The sequence below is a fragment of the Thermithiobacillus plumbiphilus genome, assembly GCF_038070005.1.
Classification (GTDB): domain Bacteria; phylum Pseudomonadota; class Gammaproteobacteria; order Acidithiobacillales; family Thermithiobacillaceae; genus JBBPCO01.
Genome location: NZ_JBBPCO010000008.1, coordinates 59,028 through 73,370, shown reverse-complemented (window position 1 = coordinate 73,370; position 14,343 = coordinate 59,028). Strand labels below are relative to the sequence as shown.

Below are 14,343 nucleotides of genomic sequence, written 5' to 3'. Positions count from 1 at the left end.
CCATTCCAATGTGGATCATGCAAAATGCCTTCCTGATCCTTGCCGCCTATCTGATTGGCTCCATCACCACGGCCGTGCTGGTCGCGCGCGCGCTCGGCCTGCCCGACCCGCGCTCGCAGGGCTCCGGCAATCCGGGCGCGACCAACGTCCTGCGCCTGGGCGGCAGGAAGGCGGCCGTGCTCACCCTACTGGGCGACATGTTCAAGGGCATCCTACCCGTGCTGCTGGCGCGCGGACTGGGTGCGGATGACGGCACGCTCGCGGCCGTGGCGCTCGCCGCCTTCCTGGGGCATCTCTTTCCGGTGTTTTTCGGCTTTCGGGGCGGCAAGGGCGTCGCCACGGGCCTGGGCATCTATCTCGCGCTATCGCTCCTGCTGGGGCTCGCGCTGGCTCTCGTCTGGCTGGCCATGGCCAGGCTCTTTCGCATCTCCTCCCTGGCCGCCCTGAGCGCCGCAGTTGCAGCCCCTCTGCTCACCTGGTGGTTGCTGCCCGGCAGGCCCTTCCTGCTGCTTTCGCTGATACTCGCTGTGCTGCTGCTCTGGCGCCACAAGGACAACATCCAGCGTATCCTGGCCGGCACGGAAAAGCGCATCGGCGAGAAGGCCTGAACCGACCTTCGCCCCGCCAAAACGCGCACGAACTCCCGTAAGATGGCCGCCAAGGAGAAATGGCATGAATACGGGCACAGGGCATCAGGAATCAGGCAGCGGTCTGGCACGGATCATGGAACGCAACATCCGCGCCCTTCTGACCCGCTACCAGGAGGAGCAGGTCCACGAAGGCTGGCAGGAACGGGCGGCGGCCGCCATCACCCGATTCACCGGCAGCATGACCTTTGTTTACCTGCATCTCTTGCTGTTCGGCGGCTGGATTGTGATCAATCTTGGCTGGATGCCTGGAATCCGCCCTTTTGACCCAAGCTTCGTCGTGCTGGCCATGATCGCCTCGGTCGAGGCAATTTTCCTGTCCACCTTCGTGCTCATCACCCAGAACCGCATGGCGAAGCAGGCCGATAAACGCGCAGACCTGGACCTGCAGATCAGCCTGCTGGCCGAACACGAAGTCACCCGACTGATCGAACTCGTCACGGCCATGGCCCAGCACATGGAGATCGACGCTGCCCGCAATCCGGAGCTCTCCGAACTTGCCAATGATGTCCAGCCCGAGGTCGTGCTTGACCGGATGGACACCATCAAGCAGAAAGTGCGGCAGGAAACCCGCGACAAGGACAGGGGCTAACCCGCGGCATCACGCAGGCATCAGTCCCAGATCTCCCAGGCCTCCATCCGTTCCCGGATCCATTCGGCCAGCTTGGCCGCCGGACGATAGCCCGGCGCATACTCCTGCGCCGCCCGCGCGGACTCGTAGGCCCGCCGCAGCTTGCCCTGGTGCAGGTAATAGCGCGCCAGGTTCATGTGGGCCAGGTGCGGGCTGTCGAAACACTTCGAACGCAAGGCGCGCCTGAGCGCAAAAAGCGCCTCATCCACCCGCCCGGTCTCCATGAAATATGCGCCCAGATCATTCCAGGCATGCCCAAACTCCGGATCGATGCGGATGGCGTGCTTGCAGGCAGCGACGGCGGCATGGTGATCACCGCTCTCCGCCTGGGCCCAGCCCAGAAAGGTCCAGACCACCGCGGTCTCCTGTTGCGCCAGGGAGCGCTGGTAGCAGGCGATCGCCTCCTGCAGATGGCCGGTCTGCTGCCAGTCAAGTCCAGTGCGGAAATCCTCGTCGCACTCGACCTGCATCTCGATCAGGGAACCTTCTCCGACTTGCTCTCTCATGCAGGAACCTCCAGATGTTCCAGGGGCCATCGGGCACGGACGGGAAAATCCGGGGAGCTGCTTTCGCCAGCCTGCAAGCGCAAGGCCCCAGCCAGCGCGATCATCGCGCCGTTGTCCGTGCAGAAACTCGGGCGTGGATAGTAAACCGTGGCCGGCAAGTCCCGCAGCCGCTCGCGCAAGCGCCGGTTTGCCCCCACTCCGCCCGCCACCACCAGTCGCTGCAACCCTGTCTGTTCCAGCGCCCGGCGACATTTACCGTATAAAGTATCGATGACCGCCGCCTGGAAGGAGGCCGCCAGATCCGCGATCTGTACCGCTGACCCCTGCCCCTCCCAGCGCTTGACCTGATGCAGCACGGCCGTTTTCAGGCCACTGAAGCTGAAATCAAGGCCTGGCCGGTCCAGCATCGGACGCGGCAGGGCATAGGCCGCCGGATTGCCCTGCTCCGCCAGTGCCGCAATCGCCGGTCCGCCGGGATAGCCCAGCCCAAGCAGTTTGGCCGTCTTGTCGAAGGCCTCACCGGCGGCGTCATCCACGCTTTCCCCCAGAATCCGGTAGCGGCCGATACCATCCACCTGCACCAGCATGGTGTGCCCGCCCGATACCAGCAGCGCCACGAAGGGAAAGGCCGGTGGTTCGGGTTCGAGCATGGGTGCGAGCAGATGTCCCTCCAGATGATGCACGCCGATCACCGGCACGCCCCAGCCGAAAGCCAGCGTGCGCGCCAGGGTGGCCCCCACCAGCAAGGCCCCGATCAGACCCGGGCCCGCGGTCGCTGCCACGGCATCCGGCCGCTCCACGCCTGCCTCGTGCAGCACCTGACGGATCAGGCCCGGCAGGCGCCGCACGTGATCGCGTGAGGCCAGTTCCGGCACCACTCCCCCATACACCTGATGAATCGGGATCTGGCTGTACAAGGCTTCCGCCAGCAAGCCTCGCTCGGTATCGAACAGCGCAACGCCCGACTCATCACATGAACTCTCGATTCCCAGTACCTGCATGTTTAGACTCGCTATCTTCCAGAATTTCCCGCATTCGACCCAGCCAAAGGGCGCATGTTCAAGTCAAACTAGCACAAATCAACCCCTGTCGGGACAGGCCGCGCCGCATCAGACCAAAAGCTTTTTGACATGCGCAAATGGGCTATCTATAATGCGCGATTCTGGAAAATACCATAGCCCAATTTTTGAAAGGTAACCCCAATTCATGCCAACAGTTCGAGTGAAAGAAAACGAACCCTTTGAAGTTGCCCTGCGTCGCTTCAAGCGCTCCTGCGAGAAAGCCGGCGTGCTTTCCGAGGTCCGCCGCCGCGAGTTCTACGAAAAGCCGACCGAAGAGCGCAAGCGCAAGGCCGCCGCTGCCCGCAAGCGCACCTTGAAGCGCATCCGCCGCCAGCAGCAACGTCTGGTACGCATGTACTGATATGAGCCTCAAGGCGCGTATCACCGAAGACATGAAGGCCGCCATGCGGGCCAAGGATAGTGAGCGCTTGCTCACTATCCGCATGCTTCTGGCCGCCATCAAACAGCGCGAAGTCGATGAGCGCATCGAGCTGAGTGACGAACAGGTGCTCGGCATCGTCGAAAAGCTCATCAAGCAGCGCAAGGAAGCCGCCAGCCAGTACGCCGATGCCGGGCGTCAGGATCTGGCCGACAAGGAACTGGCGGAAAACACCATCCTCCAGGCCTACATGCCAGAACCCCTCTCCGAATCCCAGATCGACGCGCTGATCGAATCCGCCATCGCCGAAACCGGGGCCAACTCGGCCAAGGACATGGGCAAGGTGATCAGCCAGCTCCGTCCCACCCTGCAGGGTCGCGCCGACATGGGCCAGGTGAGCGCCAAGATCAAGGCATCGCTCTCCAATCTCGGTTAAGCCTCTCGCGCTGTCAAGCGCAAATGAACGGTCATGCACGATCACCTGGAAAGCATTGACCTTCCGGCATTGCGTACTTACTGGCTGGCGCTGGCCAGCCATGTCTATGGCCGCAATCACATAGCCGCCCGCCAGCTCGCGACCAGCTTCGAAGAAGCGGAAACCGGCCTGCGCTGGACCGCCGCTTTCATGGATTTCCGCCGCGCCGGCGAGGACCTACCCGCCCAGGAACTCCCCGATATCCAGCCCCTGCTTCAGGCCGCCCAGCGGCCCGGGGCCTGGCTGGATGCCGCCGACCTGCTGGCCGTGGTCCAGGTCCTGCAGGCGCTGCGCGACTATCGCCAGGCACTGCTGCGGGCCGAGCCGGAAACCCTGATCCAGCAGCTGGCCAGTCGCTTCGATCTACCCACAAACCTTGCCGAGCGCCTGCGCCAGAGCCTGGATGAGGATGGTCAGATCAAGGATCAGGCCTCGACCGAGCTTGCCCGGGTGCGACGCCAGATACAGGCCACCCGGCGTGAGATCCGGCGCATCCTGCAGGGCCTGCTGGGCCGGGGCGATCTGGCCGAGGCCTGGCAGGAGCAGCTCATCACCCTGCGCGCCGAGCGCTACGTACTCCCCGTGCGCACCAGTCACAAGGGGCGGGTGCGCGGCATCGTGCACGACCGCTCCGCCAGTGGCGAAACCCTGTTCGTCGAGCCGCTCGACACCATCGAACTCAACAATCAGCTCATTGCCCAGCAGCAGGAAGAGCGGGTCGAGCTCATCCGCATCCTGCAGGACCTGACCGCATTGCTGGGGGAATCCGCCCCGCTCCTGGAGGCCCGGCTGGCCGACATTGCCCAGCTCGATGGCCTGCGGGCGGGAGCCCTGCTCGGCGAACGCTATCGCGGCGAACTCCCGGAACTGGCCCCTCAGCCCGCCTTTGCACTGCGCGAATTGCGCCACCCCTTGTTGTGCCTGCAGCTTGGCGTCGAACAGGTGGTGCCGACCGATCTCAGCCTCGGCGAACACAAACGCCAGCTCATCATCACCGGCCCCAATACCGGTGGCAAGACGGTGCTGCTCAAATCCGTGGGGCTGATCCATGCCATGAGCTATCTGGGGCTGCCCGTACCGGCGCGCGGGCGTTGCGGCTGGTTCCCGCGCATCCTGACCGTGATTGGCGACGAGCAGAGCATCGCGCTCAACCTTTCGACCTTTTCCGCACAACTGCTGCGCCTGCGCGAGGCCCTGGACCATGCCAGCCAGGACAGCCTGGTACTGCTCGACGAGCTTGGCTCCGGCACCGATCCGCGCGAGGGCGGTGCGCTGGGCACGGCAATCACCGAGGCCCTGCGCGATCGTGGCAGCCTGAGCCTGGTGACCACCCATCTCGACGCCTTGAAGCACTATGCCCTGCGCGAAAGCGCCACCGAGATCGCCAGCATGCGCTTTGATGTGGAAGCACTGCGTCCCACCTACCAGCTACAGCTTGGCATCAGCGGCGAGAGCCATGCCATCGACATCGCCCAGCGCCTGAACCTGCCGGACAGCATCACCCGGCGCGCGCGCGTACTGCTGCAGGAGCAGGAAAGCGAGGCCGAGCGCCTGGTGCGGGAGCGCGACCAGATCCTGAATCAGGCGGAGGCCGCCCGTCAGGATGCCCAGAGCGCCCTGTCAGCGGCGGAAAACCAGCGCCGCCAGGCCGAACAGGATGCTGAGCAGGCCGCCGCGGAACGGGACCGTGCTTACGAGGAAACCCTGCGCGAGTGGAACCAGACCCTGCAGGAAGCGCGCAGCCAGGTCAATTCGCGGATTCGCCAGCTCAAGCACGGCCGCGACACGGCTGGGGCCAACGAAACCCTGAAGCAAATGGACAAGCAGTTTCAGCGTCCGGCGCGGCCCGCCAGCCCTCAGACCAAGCGCCAGCCCCAGGCAGGCGACAGCGGCATCTTTCACCCCTACCGCCTGCCCGCCACCGTGCTGCAGGTGGATGAGGCCCATGACCGCATCCAGGTGGATGTGCGCGGCAAGCAGCTCTGGGGCCGTCTGGCCCAGTTCGAGCCCCGCGCTGGCGCCCAGAACCAGACCCCAAAGCCCGTGGCCGCCAGCGTGAGCCTGCCCGCCGCCGACCCGGTGCTGCAACTCGACCTGCGCGGCCAGCGTCGCGAGCAGGCCCTGCAAAACCTGCTAAATTACCTGGATGACGCCAATACACATGGCCTGCGCCAGATCAGCATCCTGCATGGAACGGGCAATGGCGTGCTGGCCGAGATGGTGCGGGATCTGCTGCGCCAGGACCCGCGCGTGCTGCGCTTTGGCCTGGCGCGACCGGAACAGGGGGGCGCCGGCGTGACCGAGGTGGAACTCCAGTAATGGCCCGCATCCCGCAGGCCTTCATCGATGAACTGCTGGCCCGCTGCGACCTGGTCAGCCTGATCGATGCCCGCGTGCCCCTGAAAAAGGCCGGACGCGATCACGTGGCCCGCTGCCCCTTCCATCAGGAAAAGACCCCTTCCTTTCACGTCAGCCCCGACAAGCAGATCTACTACTGCTTCGGCTGTCATGCGCATGGCAACGCCATCGGCTTTCTCATGGAATATGAGCGGCTGAGCTTTCCCGAGGCGGTTCGCGACCTTGCCCAGATGACCGGCATGCGCATGCCGGAAGAAAGCGATGGCCCGAAACCTGCGGCAGAAAATCATCCGCTCCTGATCCAGCAGCTGGAAGCGGTCGCCAGGCGCTATCAGGAACATCTGCGCAAGCACCCGCCCGCCCTGGCCTACCTGCAGCAGCGCGGCCTGAACGAGGAGACCATCCGCCAGTTCGAGCTAGGCTTCGCGCCGGCCCGCTGGGATTTTCTGGTCAGAGAATTCGGCCAGAAGCCGCAGGAACGCGACATGCTGCTCGGTAACGGCCTGATCATTCCCCGCGAAGGGAAAGAAGGCTACTACGACCGCTTCCGGGATCGCATCATGTTCCCGATCCGCGATCATCGCGGGCGCCTGATCGGCTTCGGTGGCCGGGTACTGACGGCCGATGCCCAGCCAAAATACTTGAATTCTCCCGAAACTCAGCTATATCACAAGAGCGATGTGCTCTACGGCTTCTTCCAGGCCCGTGACGCCATCCGCGCAGAACAAAAGGCGCTGGTGGTGGAGGGCTATATGGATGTCATAGCCCTGCACCAGCAGGACATACGCTTCGCAGTGGCTACCAGCGGGACCGCAACCACACACAGCCATCTGGAACGATTGTTCCGCGCCGCGCCCGAAATCGTTTTCTGTTTCGATGGCGACCGTGCCGGGCGCGAAGCCGCCTGGCGCGCGCTCGACAACGCGCTCCCCGCCCTGCAGGAAGGCCGGCTGTTGCGCTTTCTGTTTCTGCCGGAAGGAGAAGACCCGGACTCCTACGTTCGCAAGGCCGGACGGGAAAGCTTTCTGACACAGCTTGAGCAGGCGATACCGGCGCTGGATTTTCTGCTGGCGCGGCTGGGTGAACAGGTGGACATGAGCCGCACCGATGAACGGGCCCGCCTGGCGAGCCTGGCCAAGCCCTATCTGGACAAGGTGCCACCCGGACCATTGAAGCAGCTCTATGACCAGCGCCTGCGGGAACTTGTCGGGCTGGCGCCGATCCAAAAAGAGTTCAGGCCGCGGGCCAAAGCCCAGCGCCAGTCACGCGCCAAACCGACGCGACTGTCCCTGGTGGCCCGCAGCATGGCGCTGCTCTTGCAGTTGCCGGAGCAGAGCGCCTGGCAAGCCATCAACCGCCCGCGGCTGGCGGAGGTCAGGGCGCCAGGCATAGGCCTGTTGTGCCAGATGCTTGATATTGTACTAGAAACACCCCATATGAATACAGCCATACTGCTTAGCCGGTTCAGCGAACATCCATCCTTGTCGCGGCTCGCAGCCCTGGCCAGCCTGGATCTGGGCGCGCTTTCCGGGCCGGAAGACGGCAAGGCCGAAGTGCTTGCAGCGGATGTAGCCGGATGCGTGGATGCACTCAACGAGCTGTCCCGCCAAGCTCGCTTCGAGGTGCTCAAGGCCCGCGCCAATGACAGCGAGCACCCTTTGAATGCGGATGAACTCAAGGAATTTGTCACCCTGCTGCAACGCAGTCGTCCCAGCCGCAGCGGCCAGGAGAGCTGAGATATATTGCAACAGCGGGCTATACCATAGATTCATGATAAAGTTATAATGGTCAGTTTCCGCGCAGACGGGCCCCATTTCCATTCAGGTAATAGAGGTAAGGGATACATGGATAGCGAATCCCAACGCACAGAGTTGAAGCGCTTGATTGCCAAGGGTAAGGAGCAGGGTTACCTCACCTACCGTGAGGTCAACGACCACCTGCCCGATGAAGCGCTGGACGCTGAGCAGATGGAAAATGTCATTGCCATGATCAATGACATGGGCATTGAGGTCTTCGAGGAGGCCCCCGATGAGGAGGCGCTCCTGTTGGAGGATTCTGCGCCCGCCACTGCTGCGGAAGACGCCGAAGAGGCCGCCGAGGAAGCCCTTGCCGCCGTGGAGGCCGATTTCGGCCGCACCACCGATCCGGTGCGCATGTACATGCGCGAGATGGGCTCGGTGGAGCTGCTCACCCGCGAGGGCGAGATCGAGATCGCCAAGCGCATCGAGGAAGGCACCCAGCAGGCCATTCGCGCCATCGCCACCGTGCCCACCACCATCGAAACCCTGCTGCAGACCGCTGAAAGGGTGATGCAGGGCGAGATCCGTCTGGACGAGGTGGTCGATGCCTTCATCGATCCGAATCTGGTCGAAAACGCAGCTGCTGCTGACGAGGCACCGCTCGAAGAGGAAGACAGCGAAGCCGATGGCGAGCTGATCGACGACGACAGCAGTGACAGCGACAGCGAAACCGCGGTGGACAAGGGTCCGCAGATGGAAGAAGCCATCGAGCGCTTCCAGGCCCTGGGTGACAAGTATCAGTCGCTGCTGGCCGCTCGCGACCAGCACGGCGTACGCAGCCCCGAGTACAAGGCCATCCAGGCCGAGCTCGCTGCCAGCTTCATGGAGATCAAGCTCAACAGCAAGCAGATCGACGTCATGGCCGAGCACCTGCGCTCGCTGGTCGAGCGCGTACGTGAAGCGGAGCGCCAGCTGCTGGAAATCTGCGTCGAGGATGCCGGCTTCCCGCGCAAGGAATTCATCCGCAGCTTCCCCGGCAATGAAGGGCGGCTTGAGTGGCTTGACGCGGTGATCGCCAGTGGCAAGCCCTACGCCGGAACGCTAGCTGAGCACCGTGACGCAATCCAGGCCGTTCAACAGCATCTGCAACGCCTGGAGTTCGAGGCCGGCCTGACCGTCACCGATCTCAAGGAAGCCAGCCGGCTCATGTCCATCGGCGAGGCCAAGGCCCGGCGCGCCAAGAAGGAAATGGTCGAGGCCAACCTGCGGCTGGTGATCTCCATCGCCAAGAAGTACACCAATCGCGGCCTGCAGTTCCTGGATCTCATCCAGGAAGGCAACATCGGCCTGATGAAGGCCGTGGACAAGTTCGAATACCGGCGCGGCTACAAGTTCTCGACCTATGCCACCTGGTGGATCCGCCAGGCCATTACGCGCTCCATTGCCGACCAGGCGCGCACCATCCGCATCCCGGTGCACATGATCGAGACCATTAACAAGCTCAATCGCATCAGCCGGCAGATGCTGCAGGAAATGGGCCGCGAGGCCAGCCCCGAGGAACTTGCCGAACGCATGGAGATGCCCGAGGACAAGATCCGCAAGGTGATGAAGATCGCCAAGGAGCCGATCTCCATGGAGACACCCATCGGCGATGATGAAGACAGCCATCTGGGGGACTTCATCGAGGACCGCAATACCATGGCGCCCATGGATGCCGCGCTGGGTGCCGGCCTGCGGGAAGCCACCGAAGAAGTCCTGGCGACCCTGACCCCGCGCGAAGCGAAGGTGTTGCGCATGCGCTTTGGCATCGGCATGAACACCGACCACACCCTGGAAGAAGTGGGCAAGCAGTTCGACGTCACCCGCGAGCGCATCCGCCAGATCGAGGCCAAGGCCCTGCGCAAGTTGCGCCATCCGGGCCGCTCCGAACGTCTGCGCAGCTTCGTCGAAGGGGAAACCACCTCGCTGTAAGGTCATTGCCGCCTGCGGGGCGGAAAGCTTTCCGCTCCGCAGCCGCTTGCGGTACAATCCAGGGTTTACTCTATCGTATTCTTGCCTCTTTCAGGGCCTGTAGCTCAGTCGGTTAGAGCAGGGGACTCATAATCCCTTGGTCCTCGGTTCGAGTCCGAGCGGGCCCACCAATAAAATCAAGGGCTTGAGTGGATCACCACCAAGCCCTTTTTCTTCGTCTGTGTAATTCCTGTGTAATCGTGTCAGGGCCTGTGTAGCTTGTACCTGTCTTCCAGCAGGTCCATAGCGGCCTGAATATGCTCGCCGTTCTGATGCGAGTAGCGCAAAACCATTTCAAGCGTCTTGTGTCCCGAGATCCGTTGCACCGTGGGCAGGTCCACGTTGGCTTGCACCAGGTGCGTGATTGCCGTATGCCGCAACGTGTGCCGGACCACTGTCACGGGATCAAGCCCGGCATTCAGCACGGCGCGTCGATATGCCTTCTCAATCGCCACCACATGCCCCGTCCGGGATTTCTGGGCGGGAAATAGCCACTCCTGACCCGGCATGGCAGCGTCCACATAGCCATGCAGGAACGTTGCGAGGTTCTGCGTGATGGGCTGTTCCCTGGCCCCGCCCTTGGCCTGGGGGATGAATATCACGCGCCTGGCGAGGTCGATATGCTCCAGGCGGATAGACAGGATTTCCATGCGGCGCATGGATGTTTCCAGGCCGATCACGATGAACGGATAAACATGCTGGCTTTGATCCTGCCGGGCAGCGTCCAGCAGGCGTGCGGCCTGTTCCGTAGTGAGATAAACGATCCGGCCTTTCCCTTCCGGGCTGCGGTTGATCTTAGCGGGCTTGTGGCTGATCCAGCCCCATTCAACCGCTTTGCTGAAAAGATGCGAGATCACCGCCAGTTCCCGGTTCACCGTGGCCGGCTTCGCGCCAGCGTCCAGGCGCTGCTTTTTGTAACGCTCCACGTCAAAGGTGCTGAGCTTGGCCAGCGGCTTGTCCCCGAAAAACGGGCTGATATGCTGGCGAAGTTGCCGGGCCTTGATCTTGAGATTCTTCCCGCCCTCCTCCGCCAGCTTCTCCACGTACTGCTTTGCGGCATGGCGAAAGCCAAGGGCAACTTTCCGGCCCTGGGGCAGATTCAGCCGGCCTTCACGGGCATCGGTGCGGGCCTTCTCTATGAAGTCTTCTGCCTTCTTGCGCGTCACACCGGAAGATTCCAGTCCGATCACCCGATGGATGCGCTGACCATCCACCATGATATTCACGGTATAGCGACCATCCCCATTGGCGAGCCGGTCAAAGATGATGCCGTGCTCCGAGATCTTGCCACCAGGCGCAACCTTGCGGGCGGCATCGCGGGTTAACTTGCTGAACTTGAGAGGCATATTTTAATCCTCAGGGTCGGGCTTGCCATTTCTTAGCCGCTCATCTCTGTCACCAGCTGCTGGCAAATGCATCCCGATGTCACCAGCCGCAAACGCTGCTATAAACTCCCAATCTTGCCGAATCGCTGGCATGTAGGGGATTCTTCTGTTCTCCAATTCCCAGTCCTTCCAATATGCACGAGTTTGCACAATCACTTTCCACACGAGTTGTTCATCGTGGGTCAGCAAGTCTGGATGGTGCATTGCGAGATTGACCAGCCTGTCAGGCTCTTCTGGGTCCCAAACCTGTTGTACAAGGCCGGCAACCGTCAGCATCTCATGCTCTTGCCAACCTGGGCCGGTTCTTAGCACCACATGTGAAAGCGATTCTTCCACTGCCCACTCGATAAAACTGGACAGGGTTCTTCGCTGCTTTCTGGCAGCCATTTCAGCCGCAAACTTCAGCTTGGGATCAAGCCTGACAGTGACCGTCTCTGACCGGCTGAGCTTCCCTCCCGCACCCTTTTTCTTCTCTGCCATGACAACTCCTTTGCGTCAAAACATCCGGAAACTTCCCGGACATTCTATGACCACATGTATTGTTTGACAATACTTATTTTTAATCCATAAACTTCTATCACACGTACCATCTTTAACCACAACTTGAGGAACTAGCATGGCCGAACACGGGACGATGATGACGGTAGAAGTACGGATGCTGCCGGATGGACGACTGGACACGAAGAATGCAGCGGCCTATGTCGGGCGGAGTGAGAAGACGCTGGCGATATGGCGGAGCGAGGGCACCGGCCCCAAGTTCATCAAGCGGGGTCGGGTTTTCTATTTCAAGGATGACCTGGATAGCTGGTTAAATGAAGGAGGGAGGTTCACAAGCGCGGCGCAAGCACGGTCTTCAGCATCTGAACACTAGACGGAGGACTGAGCCATGCAGACAAACGAAAAGGCCGGTCCCGCCAGACCGGCCCTCAGCAGCTACCACCCGGCAGCCTTATCAAAGCTTTATTCAGGCGCCAATTATAGCAATTCCCGCATCGATGCAGCCACCGTCAAAGGCCGTATCGATCCCAGCACCTACTATGCTGGCGAGCTGATGGATGCCCCGGTTTCACGTTGGCGGGGCAACGGCTGGAATGATGGCGGGCTCTGCCCCTTCCATGCCGACAATCGTGCCGGCAGCTTCCGGATTCACCTGGGCAGCGGCGCCTATGATTGCTTTGCCTGCGGCGCCAAGGGCGGCGACCTGATTGCCTTCCACATGCACAAGCATGGTCTGGGCTTTGCCGATGCCCTGAAGGACCTGAGCGGCACGCCAGTAGCACGGACACCGGCACCGCGCACGGAGACCAGGCCTAAGCCTGCCGAATCCCCGGAGATCAGACGCGGGCGCTACCAACAGATGATGCAGGCGGCCCGGCCCATCGAGGCCAGCGACCCGGCAGCCCGCTATCTGCATGCACGTGGTCTGAGGCTGCCCACTTTCCCCGTTGTGCTGCGTCATGCACCGGCCCTGAGTTATCGCCATGCCGACGACAGCAAGACCTTTCACCCGGCTATGCTGGCAGCGGTACAGGGACCGGACGGGGGGCTGGTGAGCATTCACCGTACCTATCTGATTGCCGACGGCGCCAAGGCACCAGTACCCGAGCCCAAGAAGCTGATGCCGGCCATTGCCGAGGGCGCTACCCGTGGCGCGGCGATTCGCCTGTTTCCTGTTCAGAATGGGCGGCTGATCCTGGCCGAGGGCATCGAAACCGCGCTGGCGCTGCACCAGTTCACCGGCTGGCCGGCCTGGGCCTGCGTGTCGGCACCGGGACTGGCATCCGTGATCCTGCCACCCCATGCGCGAGAGATCATCATCGGCACCGACCTGGACCGGAGTGCGGCGGGCGAAGAAGCCGCAAGAACGCTCCGGGAGCGGCTGCGGGCACAAGGGCGAAGCGTCCATATCCTGATGCCATCCAAAGACCACCTGGCGCGCCTGGCGGCCATCAATGGAGCCATTCCAAAGACCTGCGATTGGGCGGACGTGCTGACGATGGAGGGCGCGGCATGAGCAGCCTAAGCGAGCAGATCTATACCGAGCTGGCCAGCCCCGAGGAAGTGGCCGAGACATTGGGCGGCGTTGAACTGGCAGGCAATGAGGAACGCGAATCCCTGCCCCGTGTCCGTGCCGTGGGCCTGGATGAACTCTTATCCAAGGAATATCCCCCGCGTGAGTGGGTCATGGAGCCGGTCATTCCTACGCAAGGCCTGGCCATGATCTTTGCTCAGCGCGGCATCGGCAAAACCCACCTTTCCCTTGGCATTGCCTATGCAGTGGCCAGCGGCGGCAGCTTCCTGAAGTGGCAGGCACCAAGACCGCGCGGCGTGCTGTTCGTGGATGGGGAAATGCCCGCCGTGACCATCAAGGAACGCCTGGCAGGCATCGTCCTGGCGAGCGAGAAAGAGGCCACGGCGCCATTTCGGATCATTACCCCCGATGAGCAGGAGCATGGGCGAACTCCCGATTTGAGCAGCCCTTTAGGTCAGATCATGGTGGATGAGCACATCACCGATGAGATTGCCCTGATCGTGGTGGACAACCTGTCCACCCTGGCCCGCACCGGCAAAGAGAACGAAGGGGAATCCTGGCTATCCATCCAGGAATGGGCACTGAAATGGCGGGCACGCGGCAAGAGCATCCTGTTCATTCACCATGCCGGCAAGGGCGGCCAGCAACGGGGCACCAGCCGCCGTGAAGACGTGCTGGATACGGTTATCAACTTGCGGCGCCCTAGCCAGTACAGCCCGGAAGAGGGCGCTGTTTTCGAGGTGCATTTCGAGAAGGCACGCGGCGTGATGGGGGATGCCGTGGCGCCCTTCGAAGCCCGCATGGGAACACCGGATGCCAGTGGCAATCCCTGGAGCGTACGGAGCGTGGAAGACAGCACTTATGAGCGGGTCATTCAGTTGCTCGAAGAGGGCCTGAGTCAAATAGAAATTGCCACCGAGTTGGGCATACACAAGTCCCGCGTTTCACGTCATCGCAAGCGCGCTATTACGGAGGGGCGCTATCGGGAATCCAACAAACCCGCATCTGCCAAGCGTAACAAGCCAGCCCGCGACTGGAGCGAGGAGGCCGAGGATGCAGACTGATCCACAAAAGTTGCGCGTTGCACACCCTATAGAGACGCAACCCGCAACTTTTCACC

14 protein-coding genes and 1 tRNA gene are annotated in these 14,343 nt (G+C 62.2%); 11 read left to right on the top strand and 4 right to left on the bottom strand.

Going from position 1 to position 14,343, the window contains the following annotated elements; genetic code table 11:
- Positions 1 to 8: 8 nt before the first annotated feature.
- Positions 9 to 608, top strand: coding sequence for a glycerol-3-phosphate 1-O-acyltransferase PlsY (gene plsY, locus WOB96_RS09085; RefSeq protein ID WP_341370977.1), 600 nt, complete (start codon positions 9 to 11; stop codon positions 606 to 608).
- 64 nt (positions 609 to 672) lie between these two features.
- Positions 673 to 1,239, top strand: coding sequence for a DUF1003 domain-containing protein (locus WOB96_RS09080; RefSeq protein ID WP_341370976.1), 567 nt, complete (start codon positions 673 to 675; stop codon positions 1,237 to 1,239).
- Positions 1,240 to 1,259: 20 nt separating this feature from the next.
- Here the strand turns inward: WOB96_RS09080 and WOB96_RS09075 are convergent, their stop codons facing one another.
- Together WOB96_RS09075 and tsaD are read right to left on the bottom strand one after the other, a co-directional pair.
- On the bottom strand, positions 1,260 to 1,784 hold the full coding sequence (locus WOB96_RS09075) for a tetratricopeptide repeat protein (protein WP_341370975.1): 525 nt from the start codon (positions 1,782 to 1,784) through the stop codon (positions 1,260 to 1,262).
- Entirely contained in the window at positions 1,781 to 2,785 is a 1,005-nt protein-coding gene (tsaD, locus tag WOB96_RS09070; RefSeq protein ID WP_341370974.1) for a tRNA (adenosine(37)-N6)-threonylcarbamoyltransferase complex transferase subunit TsaD, read from the bottom strand. The genes WOB96_RS09075 and tsaD overlap by 4 nt, the downstream gene beginning before the upstream one ends.
- Before the next feature lie 205 nt (positions 2,786 to 2,990).
- Here tsaD and rpsU point away from each other — a divergent pair, with 205 nt between their 5' ends.
- From rpsU to WOB96_RS09040, 6 genes are all read left to right on the top strand, one after another.
- Positions 2,991 to 3,206, top strand: coding sequence for a 30S ribosomal protein S21 (rpsU, locus tag WOB96_RS09065; RefSeq protein WP_341370973.1), 216 nt, complete (start codon positions 2,991 to 2,993; stop codon positions 3,204 to 3,206).
- 1 nt (position 3,207) lies between these two features.
- Complete coding sequence (locus WOB96_RS09060) at positions 3,208 to 3,660, top strand: GatB/YqeY domain-containing protein (protein ID WP_341370972.1); 453 nt, start codon at positions 3,208 to 3,210, stop codon at positions 3,658 to 3,660.
- Positions 3,661 to 3,693: 33 nt separating this feature from the next.
- Positions 3,694 to 6,018: an endonuclease MutS2 gene (locus tag WOB96_RS09055; RefSeq protein WP_341370971.1), complete on the top strand. Its 2,325-nt coding sequence runs from the start codon at positions 3,694 to 3,696 to the stop codon at positions 6,016 to 6,018.
- On the top strand, positions 6,018 to 7,793 hold the full coding sequence (dnaG, locus tag WOB96_RS09050; protein ID WP_341370970.1) for a DNA primase: 1,776 nt from the start codon (positions 6,018 to 6,020) through the stop codon (positions 7,791 to 7,793). Before WOB96_RS09055 ends, dnaG begins: the two co-directional genes overlap by 1 nt.
- A 108-nt stretch (positions 7,794 to 7,901) precedes the next feature.
- Positions 7,902 to 9,767 carry an RNA polymerase sigma factor RpoD gene (gene rpoD, locus WOB96_RS09045; protein ID WP_341370969.1) on the top strand — a complete coding sequence of 622 codons (1,866 nt, stop codon included), beginning with the start codon at positions 7,902 to 7,904 and terminating at the stop codon, positions 9,765 to 9,767.
- 93 nt (positions 9,768 to 9,860) lie between these two features.
- Positions 9,861 to 9,937: transfer RNA gene (locus WOB96_RS09040), tRNA-Ile, on the top strand.
- 72 nt (positions 9,938 to 10,009) lie between these two features.
- Here WOB96_RS09040 and WOB96_RS09035 read toward each other — a convergent pair.
- Entirely contained in the window at positions 10,010 to 11,152 is a 1,143-nt protein-coding gene (locus WOB96_RS09035) for a tyrosine-type recombinase/integrase (protein WP_341370968.1), read from the bottom strand.
- A 3-nt stretch (positions 11,153 to 11,155) separates the two neighbouring features.
- Positions 11,156 to 11,671: a hypothetical protein gene (locus tag WOB96_RS09030; protein WP_341370967.1), complete on the bottom strand. Its 516-nt coding sequence runs from the start codon at positions 11,669 to 11,671 to the stop codon at positions 11,156 to 11,158.
- A 136-nt stretch (positions 11,672 to 11,807) separates the two neighbouring features.
- Between WOB96_RS09030 and WOB96_RS09025 the strand changes: the two genes are divergently transcribed.
- The 3 genes from WOB96_RS09025 to WOB96_RS09015 are packed head-to-tail and all read left to right on the top strand — an operon-like array spanning position 11,808 to position 14,287.
- Entirely contained in the window at positions 11,808 to 12,062 is a 255-nt protein-coding gene (locus tag WOB96_RS09025; RefSeq protein ID WP_341370966.1) for a helix-turn-helix domain-containing protein, read from the top strand.
- A gap of 15 nt (positions 12,063 to 12,077) precedes the next feature.
- Positions 12,078 to 13,205, top strand: coding sequence for a DUF7146 domain-containing protein (locus WOB96_RS09020; RefSeq protein WP_341370965.1), 1,128 nt, complete (start codon positions 12,078 to 12,080; stop codon positions 13,203 to 13,205).
- Positions 13,202 to 14,287: an AAA family ATPase gene (locus tag WOB96_RS09015; RefSeq protein WP_341370964.1), complete on the top strand. Its 1,086-nt coding sequence runs from the start codon at positions 13,202 to 13,204 to the stop codon at positions 14,285 to 14,287. Before WOB96_RS09020 ends, WOB96_RS09015 begins: the two co-directional genes overlap by 4 nt.
- Positions 14,288 to 14,343 lie beyond the last annotated feature (56 nt).

Coding starts and splice junctions, on each gene's coding strand:
- plsY (WP_341370977.1), top strand. CDS start 9: ATGTGGATCATGCAAAATGCCTTCCTGATCCTTGCCGCCTATCTGATT.
- WOB96_RS09080 (WP_341370976.1), top strand. CDS start 673: ATGAATACGGGCACAGGGCATCAGGAATCAGGCAGCGGTCTGGCACGG.
- WOB96_RS09075 (WP_341370975.1), bottom strand. CDS start 1,784: ATGAGAGAGCAAGTCGGAGAAGGTTCCCTGATCGAGATGCAGGTCGAG.
- tsaD (WP_341370974.1), bottom strand. CDS start 2,785: ATGCAGGTACTGGGAATCGAGAGTTCATGTGATGAGTCGGGCGTTGCG.
- rpsU (WP_341370973.1), top strand. CDS start 2,991: ATGCCAACAGTTCGAGTGAAAGAAAACGAACCCTTTGAAGTTGCCCTG.
- WOB96_RS09060 (WP_341370972.1), top strand. CDS start 3,208: ATGAGCCTCAAGGCGCGTATCACCGAAGACATGAAGGCCGCCATGCGG.
- WOB96_RS09055 (WP_341370971.1), top strand. CDS start 3,694: ATGCACGATCACCTGGAAAGCATTGACCTTCCGGCATTGCGTACTTAC.
- dnaG (WP_341370970.1), top strand. CDS start 6,018: ATGGCCCGCATCCCGCAGGCCTTCATCGATGAACTGCTGGCCCGCTGC.
- rpoD (WP_341370969.1), top strand. CDS start 7,902: ATGGATAGCGAATCCCAACGCACAGAGTTGAAGCGCTTGATTGCCAAG.
- WOB96_RS09035 (WP_341370968.1), bottom strand. CDS start 11,152: ATGCCTCTCAAGTTCAGCAAGTTAACCCGCGATGCCGCCCGCAAGGTT.
- WOB96_RS09030 (WP_341370967.1), bottom strand. CDS start 11,671: ATGGCAGAGAAGAAAAAGGGTGCGGGAGGGAAGCTCAGCCGGTCAGAG.
- WOB96_RS09025 (WP_341370966.1), top strand. CDS start 11,808: ATGGCCGAACACGGGACGATGATGACGGTAGAAGTACGGATGCTGCCG.
- WOB96_RS09020 (WP_341370965.1), top strand. CDS start 12,078: ATGCAGACAAACGAAAAGGCCGGTCCCGCCAGACCGGCCCTCAGCAGC.
- WOB96_RS09015 (WP_341370964.1), top strand. CDS start 13,202: ATGAGCAGCCTAAGCGAGCAGATCTATACCGAGCTGGCCAGCCCCGAG.